The organism is Massilia sp. 01N410 (genome assembly GCF_056399665.1).
This window is the reverse complement of the sequence record NZ_JBFTRV010000005.1, coordinates 55,293-68,902: the sequence shown is the minus strand read 5'-3', so window position 1 is coordinate 68,902 and position 13,610 is coordinate 55,293. Positions and strand designations below refer to the sequence as shown.

The 13,610-nt window shown below is 62.5% G+C and carries 8 protein-coding genes; 7 read left to right on the top strand and 1 reads right to left on the bottom strand.

What is annotated here, in order from left to right:
- The first annotated feature begins 69 nt into the window (after positions 1–69).
- The 5 genes from AC1DOP_RS08485 to AC1DOP_RS08465 all read left to right on the top strand — a co-directional run bounded on the left by AC1DOP_RS08485 (position 70) and on the right by AC1DOP_RS08465 (position 7,749).
- Complete coding sequence (locus AC1DOP_RS08485; RefSeq protein WP_441934788.1) at positions 70–2,082, top strand: DUF4214 domain-containing protein; 2,013 nt, start codon at positions 70–72, stop codon at positions 2,080–2,082.
- Between the two features lie 249 nt (positions 2,083–2,331).
- The gene (locus AC1DOP_RS08480; RefSeq protein ID WP_477250759.1) at positions 2,332–4,170 is read left to right on the top strand and encodes a type I secretion system permease/ATPase; all 1,839 of its coding nucleotides are present in this window, start codon (positions 2,332–2,334) and stop codon (positions 4,168–4,170) included.
- Positions 4,171–4,173: 3 nt separating this feature from the next.
- Positions 4,174–5,526, top strand: a complete 1,353-nt coding sequence (locus AC1DOP_RS08475; protein ID WP_477250758.1) for an HlyD family type I secretion periplasmic adaptor subunit — start codon at positions 4,174–4,176, stop codon at positions 5,524–5,526.
- A 2-nt stretch (positions 5,527–5,528) separates the two neighbouring features.
- Positions 5,529–6,917 (top strand): TolC family outer membrane protein, encoded by a 1,389-nt coding sequence (locus AC1DOP_RS08470; protein WP_477250757.1) that lies wholly within the window; start codon positions 5,529–5,531, stop codon positions 6,915–6,917.
- Positions 6,918–7,134: 217 nt separating this feature from the next.
- The gene (locus tag AC1DOP_RS08465) at positions 7,135–7,749 is read left to right on the top strand and encodes a DUF4214 domain-containing protein (RefSeq protein WP_441934792.1); all 615 of its coding nucleotides are present in this window, start codon (positions 7,135–7,137) and stop codon (positions 7,747–7,749) included.
- 77 nt (positions 7,750–7,826) lie between these two features.
- On the opposite strand, the gene AC1DOP_RS08460 is transcribed toward AC1DOP_RS08465, so the two are convergent.
- Positions 7,827–8,699, bottom strand: a complete 873-nt coding sequence (locus tag AC1DOP_RS08460) for a sulfurtransferase (RefSeq protein ID WP_441934793.1) — start codon at positions 8,697–8,699, stop codon at positions 7,827–7,829.
- Positions 8,700–8,835: 136 nt separating this feature from the next.
- Here AC1DOP_RS08460 and AC1DOP_RS08455 point away from each other — a divergent pair, with 136 nt between their 5' ends.
- Positions 8,836–9,960, top strand: a complete 1,125-nt coding sequence (locus AC1DOP_RS08455; RefSeq protein WP_441934794.1) for an acyltransferase family protein — start codon at positions 8,836–8,838, stop codon at positions 9,958–9,960.
- Between the two features lie 52 nt (positions 9,961–10,012).
- Positions 10,013–13,507, top strand: a complete 3,495-nt coding sequence (gene dnaE, locus AC1DOP_RS08450) for a DNA polymerase III subunit alpha (protein ID WP_477250756.1) — start codon at positions 10,013–10,015, stop codon at positions 13,505–13,507.
- The last annotated feature ends 103 nt before the right edge of the window (positions 13,508–13,610 follow it).

The window sequence follows — 13,610 nt, the reverse complement described above, 5'->3', positions numbered from 1 at the left end:
ACAGCAAGGGCATCCTGCAGCTGAACAATAGAGACAATAATCGATCGATCGATCTACTTGGAGCAATAAATGGCAACCACCTACTACAACGATCTGCAAAAGCTGTACGTCGCATACTTCAACCGTCCGGCTGACACCGCTGGTCTGGCCTACTACGAAGGCGTTCTGGAAAACGCCAAGGGCGACGCCAAAGCTGTCGCAGCTACCATGGCCTCGATCTCGGCCAGCTTCGCTGCCTCCGCCGAGTACAAGGCTGCTTACGCCAACATGTCGAACGCCGACGTCGTCAACGCCGTCTACCAGAACCTGTTCGGCCGTCCTGCAGAAGACGCAGGCAAGGCATACTGGGCTGGCCTGCTGGATGCCAAGAAAATCACCATCGACGCAGTCGTGACCCAAGTCGCTGGCGGCGCGCAAGGTTCGGACCTGACCGCCTACAACAACAAGGTTGCCGCTTCGCTGGCATTCACCAACGCGCTGGGCACCACCAACGCCTACTCGGGCGACAAGGCCAACGCTGCTGCCAAGGCATTCCTGTCGGGCATCACCGACAACGCTTCGTTCGCTGCCGCGACCGACACCTATGCCCTGGGCGCAACCATCGCCAAGGTCAACGCTGCCGGCACCCCGTTCACCCTGCAGAGCGGCCTGGCTGCCATGGACGCCGCCAACACCGCGCACAACAACTTCCTGGACGCGTTCGACGGCAAGGCCGACGGCAAGATCACCAAGACCGACGCTGACGTGACCGGCGCTGTCACCACCGCTACCACCAAGGTCGCTGGCCTGGTTGACGCTGCTCTGCCGGCCAACGAAAAGGGCCTGTACGGCGCATCGACCACCTCGGCTACCGTCAAGGCTGCCCTGCTGAGCGAAGCCCAGGCTAACCTGGCTGCCAAGCTGACCGCCGACCAGAAGACCCTGGCCGACGCCAACGCCGCTGTCGCCAAGGTCGCTGGCCTGACCGACGCTCTGGCACAACTGACCGCCGCCAACACCGCTGTGGACAACGCCAACGCCGCCGTCAAGGCTGCCGGTATCGACCTGGCTGCCAAGCTGGGCGCCTTCAACGCGCAGAACACTGCCGTGACCGTCGCTGCCGACGGCACCGTGACCGGCCTGATCACCCTCGACACCAAGGGCAACCTGGTGCTGGCAACCGGCGTGACCGAAACCACCAACCCGGGCGTCACCGCTCTGCTGGCTTCGAGCGTCGCCAAGGAAGCCGCTGACGCGTCCCTGACCTCGGCAAGCACCGCGCAAACCACCGCCCAGGCAACTGTCAGCGGCCTCGACCTGACCGACCAGGCCAAGACCGACCTGAAGGCCATCGCTTCGGCAATGACCATCGTCAAGCTGGATGCCGGTGCAACCCCGACTTCGGCTCAGATCACCACCGAGCTGTCGAGCCTGCAAGCAATCAAGACTTCGGCTGAATCGATCGCTGCCCAGACCGGCGCAACTCAGGCTCAGAAAGACGCAGCCGTTGCCGCAGCCAAAGCGTACAACGACTTCAATTCCCTGGTTACCACGTTCAAGACCGATGACAATGCAGACCCGCTGATCAAGGCACAAGCTGACGCTACCGCTTCTGTCAAGACCGATAGCGACGCAGTCTCGGCCCTGACCAAGGCCCTGGCTGACCTGTCGACCGCCAACGCAAGCAAGGCTCAGCTGGATGCAGTCAACGGCCAGATCAAGGCCGCTTCCGACGCGTTCACCGCCAACAACCTGCTGCAGCCGGTCACCCTGGACGCAGCCCACGCTGCTCCGCTGGCAACCGCTGGCGCCGACATCTTCGTGGCAGGCAAGACCAACGCGACCATCACCAACTTCGGTCTGCTGGGCAACGACGCTCTGTACCTGGGCAGCAAGTACACGCTGAACACCACCGGCGATACCACCAAAGGTAACGACGCCGTGCTGGAAGCCTTCATCGTCAAGAACGGTGCTGACACCAACATCGTTCTGGAGCAGAAGGCCTACGCTTCGAGCAGCGGTACCGACCTGGTCACCATCACCCTGACCGGTGTGGACTCGACCAAAGTGCACCTGAACAACGGCATCATCACCGTGTCGTAATTCAGTCGAATGCCGGGCCGGGCAACCGGCCTGTCTTCGAAAACCCCGCTGCCGCAAGGCAGCGGGGTTTTTCTTTTGCTGCCTGTAACTGCAGAGCTGAAGGGTTTTGTGACCAGTACGCGACCGAATATCGTAAAAAGTGTGATACACGTCACATTTTTGAACAGATCTGGTACATAATGTGCCCGGACAAATTTCTTCGAATCATGGCGTGCTGCGATCGGGAATGATTGAAGTGCGCAAGGCCCTATGAAAAAACTGCTAGAAAAACGCAACGAAATCGATCTGGTGCTGCGGTCTTTCAAGAGCACCTTCTTCACGGTTGGCGCGTTCAGCGCGATCATCAATCTCTTGATGCTGGCGCCTTCGCTGTACATGCTGCAGGTGTATGACCGTGTGCTGGGCAGCCGCAACGAAATCACGCTGCTGATGCTGAGCCTTCTGATCGTCGGCGCCTACCTGTTCATGGGCGGCCTCGAGCTGATCCGCTCCTTCGTGCTGGTGCGCGTCGGTGCGCAGTTCGACATGGTGCTCAACAAGCGCATCTACACCGCGGCATTCGAGCAGAACCTGAAGCAGGCTGGCGGCAATGCCGGCCAGGCGCTGGCCGACCTGACCAGCCTCCGCCAATTCTTGACGGGAAATGCCTTGTTCGCATTTTTCGACGCGCCCTGGTTCCCGATCTACCTGATCGTCATTTTCTTATTCGAGCCTGTTCTCGGCTTCTTTGCGCTGGGCGGCACCATCCTGCTGATCATCCTGGCGGTGGTCAACGAGCGCGTCACCAAGGAGCCGTTGGCGGAAGCGAACTCGATGTCGATCCAGGCCAATACCCTGGCCACGAACAACCTGCGTAACGCCGAGGTCATCGAGTCGATGGGCATGCTGCCGAACCTGATGAGCCGCTGGTTCAAGCTGCACGGCAAATTCCTCGGCCTGCAGGCCAACGCCAGCCAGAAGGCGGGGCTGATTTCCGCACTGACCAAGTTCGTGCAGATGTCGATGTCCTCGCTGGTGCTGGGCCTGGGTGCATTGCTGGTTCTGGATAACAAGATCACTCCCGGCATGATGATCGCAGCCTCGATCCTGCTCGGCCGTACCCTGCAGCCGGTGCAGCAGGTGATCGCCGTCTGGAAGTCGTTCAGCAGCACCCGCAGCGCCTACGAACGTCTCGATGCCCTGCTTGAAGCGAACCCCGCCCGTCCGGCCGGCATGGCCCTGCCCAAGCCCCAAGGCGTCCTGACCCTGGACGGTGTCACCGCCGCGCCTCCTGGCGCGAAAATGCCGGTCGTCAAGGGCGTATCCTTCGCAATCACGCCGGGCGACGTGCTCGGCGTCCTTGGTCCGAGCGGTTCGGGCAAGTCGACGCTGGCGCGCCTGCTGGTCGGCGTGTGGCCGACCATGATGGGCAAGGTGCGCCTGGATGGCGCCGATATCTATCAATGGAACAAGGCCGAGCTGGGGCCGCATGTCGGCTACCTGCCGCAGGACGTCGAGTTGTTCGCGGGGACGATCAGTGAAAACATCGCGCGCTTCGGCGAGGTGATTGCCGAGCAGGTGGTCCAGGCAGCCAAGCGCGCCGGCGTCCATGAGCTGATCCTGCAGTTCCCGGAAGGCTATGACACGAAACTGGGCGACGGCGGCGCCGGCCTTTCCGGCGGCCAGAAACAGCGTATCGGCCTGGCGCGCGCGATGTACGGCGACCCCTCGCTGATTGTGCTCGACGAACCGAATTCGAACCTGGACGATGTCGGCGAGCAAGCCTTGCTGGCAGCCGTGCTCGACCTGCGCCAGCGCGGCAAGACCATCGTCATGATCAGCCACCGCCCGGGTGTCGTGAACGTGACCACCAAGTTGCTGCTGCTGCGCGACGGTGCGGTCCACATGTTCGGGCCGACCCCGCAGGTACTCGCCGCCCTTCAGGAGGCGAGCAAGAAGGCGACCGAGGCCCAGGCCGCGGCCCAGGCCCAGTACGCCGCTGCCCAGGCGCAGGTGGCAGCCGCCCAGGCCGCAGCCCAGCGCGCACAGGAAGCCGCGGCGGCCCAGGGAAATACCCCGGCCGACGCTACCACCGAAGAAGGAAAGTAATCGATGAAGTTGATTTCCAATAAGCCGCAAGAAGTCGTCTCGCACGACGTCACGCCGCTGGAAGTGAATACGGATGCGCGCCCGTTCGCGCGCGTGGGCTGGCTGATCGTCCTGTTGGGATTCGGCGGCTTCTTGTTATGGGCATTGTTCGCCCCGCTCGACAAGGGTGTGCCGCTGGGCGGCACCGTGGCGAAAGAGTCGAACCGCCAGGCCGTGCAGCATCTGAGCGGCGGTACCATCCAGGAAATCCTGGTGCGTGACGGCGACGTCGTCAAGGCCGGCCAGGTGCTGGTGCGCATGAACTCGATCGTCGCCAAGGCCGCGGTCGAGATGACCGATTCGGGCTACCTGACCGACCTGGCGATCATGGCCCGCCTGACCGCCGAGCGCGACGGCGCGCATGCGATCAAGTTCCCGGCCGAGCTCGAGCAGCGCCGCAGCGACCCGCGCGTGGCGGACATCATGGCATTGCAGAGTCAGCTGCTGGCGTCGCGCCAGGCTTCGCTGAAGAATGAGCTGGCAGGCGCCGATGAGAGCATCGCCGGCCTGAAGATCCAGATCCAGGGTTTGCAGGAAGCACGTCAGAGCAAGAAAGAGCAGGTCGAGTTCCTCAAGGAGCAATTGTCCGGCATGCGCGACCTGGCCAAGGAAGGCTATGTGGCGCGCAACCGCCTGCTCGACCTCGAGCGCACCTATGCCCAGTTGACCGGCTCGATTTCGGAAGACATCGGCAACATCGGGCGCGCACAACGCCAGGTTGCCGAACTCATGCTGCGCAAATCGCAGCGTGTCGAGGACTACCAGAAGGAAGTGCGTACCCAGTTGACCGAGGTGCAGAAGCAGGCCGAGACGGAGCAGGCGCGCCTGCAGGCCCAGAAGTTCGAGCTGTCCAACGTCGAGGTCAAGGCGCCGGCCGACGGTACCGTGGTCAACCTGGCCGTGTTCACGCCGGGCGGCGTGGTCCAGCCCGGCTTCAAGATGATGGACATCGTACCGACCAATGATCCGTTGGTGGTCGAAGGCCAGCTGCCGGTCAACCTGGTCGACCGCGTGCACCCGGGCCTGCCGACCGAGCTGCAGTTCGCCGCCTTCAACACCAACCGCACACCGCACATCCCGGGCGAGGTCGATCAAGTGGCGGCCGACCGCACGCTGGACGAGCGCACCGGCAATGCCTACTACAAGGTGCGCGTCAAGGTAACGCCGGAAGGCGCCAGGCTGATCGCGAAGCACAAGATGGCGATTCGTCCCGGCATGCCGGTGTCGCTGTTCGTCAAGACCGGCGAACGCACGATGATGAATTACCTGCTCAAGCCGATATTCGACCGCGCTTCGTCGGCGCTGAGCGAGGAGTGAGTGTGGCGCGACCAGTCAACATGAGCGGCTTGCGCCGCACGGCTGCCGCGCTCGCCGCGGCGATGTCGGCCCTGCTGGCGGCCGGCCAGGCCAGCGCGATCACGCTGCAGCAGGCCTACGAGGCGGCCCTGAAGAACGATCCGACATACAAGATGAGCTTCTACGAGAAGGAGTCGGCCAAGGAAAACCGCGTGATCGGCCGTTCCTACCTGCTGCCGCAGGTGTCGGCGAGTTTTTCGGCCAGCCGCAACATCACCGACGTCAACACCTGGCAGCCCGGCTATACGAATATCTTCGGCCAATCGGTTCCGGCGACCTGGACGCCGACGCAGCCGCGCTACATCAGCCGTACGAGCGCGGTACAGCTGCGCCAACCGATCCTGAACCTGGACGGCGTGGCGCGCTACCGCCAGGGCAAGGTGCAGGCGAAGCAGGGCGAAGCCGCCTACGAGGCGGCCGGCGACGACGTCGCGGTGCGCGTGGCCAGCGCCTACATGGACGCCTTGTTTGCTGAGGACCAGTTGGCACTGTCCAGGGTGTCGCGCGACATGTACAAGGAGCAGATGCACGTCAATAATCGCCTGTTCGAGAAGGGCGAGGGCACCAAGACCGACATGCTGGAAACCCAGGCCCGGCTCGATATCGCCGAAGCCCAGGTGACCGAGGCCGAAGACAATGTGGTCGCCGCGCGCGAAACCTTGATCGGCATCATTGGCGTGGACCCGGGCCAGCTGGACAAGCTGCGCGACGGTTTCAATCCGGCCGCGCTGCCGACCGCCGGCTACGAGGACTGGGCCAGAATCGCACGCGAGCACAACCATGAGTTGGCGGCTGCGCGCCTGGCGATCGAGTCCGCGCGCCTGGAGATCGGCAAGCAGAAGGCCGGGCATTATCCGCGCGTCGACCTCACTGCCGTCTACGACAAGAGCGATGCCGCATCGATCAACACCTACAACCAGAAAACGGTTGACCGCGCTATCGGCCTGCAGGTGAGCCTCCCGATCTACCAGGGCGGGGCGATCAGCGCCAGCGCGCGCCAGGCCGCCGACGCCTATGGACGTGCCCAGTCGGATTACGACGCACGCACCAGCAAGGTCATGGTCGAGTTGCGCAAAGCCCACAGCATCGTGCTGTCCAGCGTGCGCAAGATCGAGGCACTGGAGAAGGCGGTTGCCTCCGGCAAGGAGCTGATGAAGGCCACGGAGCAGAGCATCAAGGGTGGTGTCCGCATCAACCTCGACCTGCTCAATGCCCAGCAGCAGCTGTACACCAGCCAGCGCGACCTGGCCCAGGCCCGCTATTCCTACCTGATCGGCCTGCTGCGCCTGCGCGCCGCGGCCGGAACGCTGGATGCCTCCAGCGTGCGCGAGGTGGCGGCTTACTTCCACTGATCCTGCGCCATACCTGATATAAGACCCCGCTGCGCGAGCACCGGGGTCTTTTTTACGGCCCGCTTGGGTTAGATATTTAACACTTCTGCTTATGCGACGTGGATTTCTGGGAAAAAATCTTTTTCTTTCAAGAACTTACGAAGCATGCTGCACGGTTGAGTGCGCCTCCAAAAAGACGGATACGGTATATTTTTTTACACTTATCTAAAAGGAGGCCATGATGGCGACTACGACGCAAACAGAAGTCCAGAAGCTTTACGTTGCATATTTCAGCCGTCCGGCGGACGTTGCCGGCCTGGCTTATTGGACCAATATCCTCGCGAATAATCCGACCGGCTATCAGCAGATTTCGGCAAGCTTTGCCGCTTCGCCGGAATACAAGGCGATGTATGCGGGCATGGACAGCCACGCCACGGTCAACGCGGTGTACCAGCATCTGTTCGGACGCCCCGCCGAGACTGCCGGTGCCGACTACTGGGCCAATCTGCTGGACAAGAAAGCGATCAGCATCGATAACGTCGTGACCCAGATCGCCGGTGGCGCCCAGGGCAATGACGGTGTCGCCTATAACGGGAAAGTGGCGACTGCCAGCGTCTTCACGGCACACCTGGACCAGCCCGCCGAGCAGCAGGCGTATTCGACCCCGGCCGGCCTCAAGATGGCATCGGACTATCTTGCCGCCATCCACGACCTGGCATCGGGCGCGGCTGCCGTCGACCCGGGCAATATCGACATCACCATCGAGAACATGGTCAAGGCCGCGACCGGTCTGGCAGACCATCCTGTGGGCCTGATCGGCGTTGCCGATCCCGCACATCCGCTGTTCGGCTGAATTTTATTTCACGCAAGCCGCGTGAATGAAATAAAAAATCACCGCCGGCATGACCGGCGGTGTGTCGTTCTGCAACCTTAAACCTGTGCCTGGCCCTGCGCTTGCGGGTCCTGGGCCTGATGGTCGAAGCAATGCGGGCAGGAAACGCCAACCACGTACTCGGGCGCCAGTTGCTGGCGCGGCGTCACCACTGCACGGCAGGCGAAGCACTGCACGGTTTCGGTCGGCTCCAGTTTGGGGTTGAGCGCCGTGCGGTAATCGAAGACGAAGCAGTCGCCCTTGTAGTGGTCGCCGCCGACTTCCTCGAAGTATTTCAGGATCCCGCCGTCGAGCTGGTAGACGCGCTCGTAGCCGATGTTCTGCATGTGGATTGCGGCCTTTTCGCAACGGATGCCGCCGGTGCAGAAGGTCACCACAGTCTTGCCCTGCAGCTCATCCTTGTGCCTGGCGACGACGTCCGGGAACTCGCTGAACTTGTCGATACGGTAGTCGAGCGTGTTCTCGAAGGTGCCGACGTCCACTTCGAAGGCGTTGCGGGTTTCCATCATCACCACCGGCACGCCGTCGTCGTCATGTCCCTGGTCGAGCCAGCGCTTGAGCGTCTTCGGCGCCACCGAGGGCGCACGGCCCAGTTCCGGCTTGATGAGGGGCATGCGCATCGTGATGATTTCCTTCTTGATGCGTACCAGCATGCGGCGGTGCGACTGTTCCTCCGACAGGCTTTCCTTCCATTCCAGGTCGGCCAGGCGGGCGTCGCTGCGTACCCAGGCCAGGTACTGGTCGATGTTCTCGCGCGGACCGGAGACGAACATATTGATGCCTTCCGGCGTCAGCAGCACAGTGCCTTTCAAGCCGAGCTCATTGCACAGCGCCTGGTATTGCTGGCGCATCTCTTCGAGGTTCTCGAGGGTGACGAATTTGTAGGCGGCGATATTGACGTGCATGTTCATTGGGGAGCAAATACAGGAAGACAGCCAGCAATTATAAGACAGTGCCGGCGTGAGGTCAGCCGGGATGTGGATAAGGTGTAGTTTCGCGGTAGTTCGAATTAAAATGCTATTTTTTGCGCAACCTCAGCCGGCCCTTATGAACTCGCTCAATCTGCAGTACAACCCGCGCATCGATCAATTGCGCTGGCTGGCCGCGACCATTGTCTTCCTGTTTCATTTTCAACTCGAGTACCGGGGCCTCGGCGGGCCGGCGCTGGTGACGCCGTGGGCCGGCCTGATCACGGAAGGGCATACCGGGGTCGGCCTGTTCTTCACCCTGTCGGGCTTCCTGTTCATGCAGATCGCCCTGCATCAGAAAGGGATCGTCTACGGCGACTTCGTGCGCAACCGCGTGCTGCGCATCTTTCCCTTGTTCCTGACCATCTTCCTGGTCGCCACCTCGATCGGGCGCGACAATTTCCAGCCCCAGGACCTGCTGTACGTGTTCGCGACCAATCTCGGCCACGCGCCGACCTCGGGCACGCCGATCACGGGCGCGGCCTGGACCATTTCGCTGGAATTCCTGTTTTATATGGTATTCCCCTTCCTGGCGCGCTTTGCCATGGAACGCGGTCCGGGCTATCTGCTCAATCTGCTGTTGCTGATGTTCTTTTTTAAACTCAGCGCTTATACCGTCAACGAAAACAGCACGCTGATGTATTTCTGCACCTTCGTCGGCCGTTTCGACCAGTTCCTGATCGGCATGCTGGCCGCCATGCTGTACCAGCAGCCGCGGATCCGCGGACGCCTGCACGCTTTTTCGCCCTGGCTGCTGCTGATTTCCTTTGCGCTGGTGGTCTGCGACACCGCCGCGCTGCACCGTATCGCACCCTTCGGGGCGACGCCGAAATCGGTGTTCTGGATCTTCTGGTCGATGATCGAGAGCCTGGGCTGGGCGATCTTCATCCTGGCCTGGGTATCCTTCCAGCCACGCCTTCCGGCACCCATCGAACGCGTGCTTTGCCATGGCGGCAAGGTCAGCTTTTCCTTCTACCTCTTGCACATGGCTTTGTTGCATTTGCTGGCAACCCAAGTCGGCATGGTGAGGCTGGTCGGCAACGGCTGGATCGATGCGGCCATCATGATATTGATCACCTATGTCGCCACCTGGCTGCTGGCAACCCTGAGCTATAACACGATCGAAGAACCCTTCCTGCGCATGCGCCGTCATTATGGAAAAGACAAGTCGACGCGGATTGGTGAAATTGCCACAACACAATGACATAAAGAAACCTGGCATCGCAGCAGCGGGCCGGGCGCGGTAAAATGATGGGATGACTGCCCCGACTTTTACCCACCTGCGCGTACACTCCGAATACTCGATCGTCGACGGCCTGGTCCGCATCGACGACCTGGTGGCTGCGGCCGTGAAGGACCAGCAGCCGGCGCTGGCGGTGACCGACCTGGCCAACGCCTTCGCCCTGGTCCGCTTCTACAAGGCCGCGCGCGGCAAGGGCCTCAAGCCCATCGTCGGGGTCGACGCCTGGATCACCAACGACGAGAACCGCGACAAGCCGTTCCGCCTGCTGATCCTCTGCAAGAACAAGACCGGCTACCTGCAGCTGTGCGAGCTGCTGTCCAAGGCCTGGCTCACCAACCAGTACAAGGGCAGGGCGGAAATCCGCGTCGAGTGGCTGGAAGCTCTGGCGACGTCGGTATCGACCCTGGAGCCGGACGTGCCGCAGTCGAACGCCCTGATCGTCCTGTCGGGCGGCCCCTTCGGCGACGTCGCCCAGGCCATCGACAACGGCGACATCGAGAAGGCCGAGGCCTGCGCACAGCGCTGGGCGCGCATCTTCCCGGGCCATTTCTACGTCGAGATCCAGCGTGCCGGCCAGCCCAACCAGGAGCAGCAGGTGCGCCACTCGGTGGCGCTGGCCGGCCGCCTCGGGCTGCCGGTGGTGGCGACCCACCCGGTGCAGTTCATCAAGAAGGAAGAATTCATCGCCCACGAAGCGCGCGTCTGTATTGCGGAAGGCGAGATGCTGGCCAACGCCAAGCGCGTGCGCCGCTTCAACGAGAACATGTGCTTCAAGTCCCAGGACGAGATGGCCGAGCTGTTCAAGGATTTGCCGGGCGCGCTCGCCAATTCCGTCGAAATCGCCAAGCGCTGCAATGTTACGCTCACGCTGGGCAAGCCGCAGCTGCCGAACTTCCCGACCCCGGGCATGACCATCGACGAGTTTCTCATCGCCGAGACCAGGAAGGGACTGGAGGAACGCCTGGTCCAGCTGTTCCCGGATCCGGAGCAGCGCGAAAAGGAACGCCCGCGCTACGAAGCGCGCCTGGAGTTCGAGAACAACACCATCATCAAGATGAAGTTCCCGGGCTACTTCCTGATCGTGGCGGAGTTCATCCAGTGGGGCAAGAACAACGGCGTGCCGATCGGCCCGGGCCGCGGTTCCGGCGCGGGCTCGCTGGTCGCTTACGCCCTCAAGATCACCGACCTCGATCCGCTGAAATACAACCTGCTGTTCGAGCGCTTCCTGAACCCGGAACGCGTCTCGATGCCCGACTTCGACATCGACTTTTGCCAGGAAAAGCGAGAGCTGGTGATCCAGCACGTGAAGGACCTGTACGGCCGCGACGCGGTCTCGCAGATTGCCACCTTCGGTACCATGGCGGCCAAGGGCGCGATCCGCGACGTCGGCCGTGTGATGGACTTCGGCTATACCTTCTGCGATGGCATCTCCAAGCTGATTCCGTTCAAGCCGGGCAAGCCGGTCTCGATTGCCGAGGCGATCGAAGAAGAGCCGATGCTCAAGGAACGCCTCGAGAACGAGGAAGAGGTGCAGCAGCTGCTGGATCTTGCCCAGCAGGTCGAGGGCATCACCCGTAACATCGGCATGCACGCCGGCGGCGTGCTGATCGCCCCCGGCAAGCTGACCGACTTCTGCCCGCTGTACACCCAGGGCGGCGACGCCGGCGTGGTCTCGCAGTACGACAAGGACGACGTCGAAGCCGCCGGCCTGGTGAAGTTCGACTTCCTGGGCCTGACCACCCTGACCATCCTCGACCGCGCCGTGAACTACATCCGCGCGCTCGATCCGCAGGACGCCGGCTTCAACCTGGAATCGCTGCCGCTGACCGACCGGCCTTCGTACAAGCTGCTGACGGAGGCGAAGACCGTCGCCGTGTTCCAGCTTGAATCGCGCGGCATGCAGGGCATGCTGAAGGATGCGCGTCCCGACCGCTTCGAGGACATTATTGCGCTGGTGGCGCTCTACCGTCCGGGCCCGATGGACCTGATCCCGGACTTCTGCAAGCGCAAGCACGGCGAGAAGTTCGACTATCCGGACCCGCGCACCGAGTCCATCCTGTCCGAGACCTACGGCATCATGGTCTACCAGGAGCAGGTGATGCAGATGGCGCAGATCGTCGGCGGCTACTCGCTGGGCGGTGCGGACATGCTGCGCCGCGCGATGGGCAAGAAGAAGGCCGAGGAGATGGCGGAGCACCGCGAAATCTTCCGCGCCGGCGCCGCCAAGGACGGCTTGTCGACCGAGAAGGCCGACGAGATCTTCGACCTGATGGAGAAGTTCGCGGGCTACGGCTTCAACAAGTCGCACGCCGCCGCCTATGCGCTGCTGTCGTATCACACGGCGTATTTGAAGGTCCACCACACCGCCGCGTTCATGGCAGCCAACATGTCGCTGGCCATGGAAGACACGGACAAGATCAAGATCCTGGTCGAGGATTCGATCGACGTCTGCAAGCTGACCATCCTGCCGCCGGACGTCAACGAATCGCAGTTCCGCTTCACGCCGGAAGGCCCGCCGCGCTCCGTCACCGGCAAGCAGGTGTCGAACATCCGCTACGGCCTGGGCGGCGTGAAGGGCGCCGGCCAGGGCGCGATCGAAGCCATCATCGCGGCGCGCAAGGACGGCGGCAAGTTCAAGGACCTGTTCGACTTCTGCCTGCGCGTGGACCGCAAGCAGATCAACCGCCGCACCATCGAATCCCTGATCCGCGCCGGCGCCATGGACTGCTTCGGCGTCGACCGCGCGGTGCTGCTGGCTTCCGTCGGCTTCGCGATGGAAGCGGCCGGCCAGGCGGCTGCGGCGGCGAACCAGGTCAGCCTGTTCGGCGGCATTGACTCCGACCTGGTCGCACCACCGGAGTATGTGAAGGCCACGCCCTGGACCGACCGGCAGAAGCTGTCGGAAGAGAAGACTGCGCTCGGCTACTACCTGTCGGGCCACATGTTCGACTCGTACCAGCAGGAAGTGCGGCGCTTCGCCAAGACCAAGCTGAAGGACCTGGAGCCGTCGCGCGATCCGCGCATGCTGTGCGGCGTGATCACCGGCGTGCGCACCCAGCTGACCCAGCGCGGCAAGATCCTGATCGTCACCCTGGACGACAAGACATCGGTGGTCGAAGTCACGATCTACAACGAGCTGTTCGAGGCCAACAAGAACATCTTCCGCGAAGACGAATTCCTGCTGGTGGTCGGCAAGGTCTCGGAAGACCGCTTCAACGGCGGCCTGCGCATCACCGCCGAGAAGGCCTTCGGCATCGCCGAGGCGCGCATCCAGTACGGCCACAAGCTGGAGATGGAGGTCGCCTGCACGATCAGCCCGGCCAAGCTGGCCGAGATCCTGCAGCCCTACCGCCAGCACGACGGCCTGCCGGTCAGCCTGCGCGTGTCGCCGCAGGGCATTCCCTGCGTGGTGCAGCTGGGCGACGGCTGGCGGGTGGCGCCGTCGGACGAGTTGAAATATGCGCTCGAGCTGCAGCTGGGGGCGAAAGAAGTGGCGGTCGAGTATTGATGCAGCGAGCGTGGGCACGGTGCGCATCGATAACCTGGGTGGGCACACCGTGCCCACGCGCGACAACGTTCGGTTTAGATACTGAACACAAAAATATCTTCCA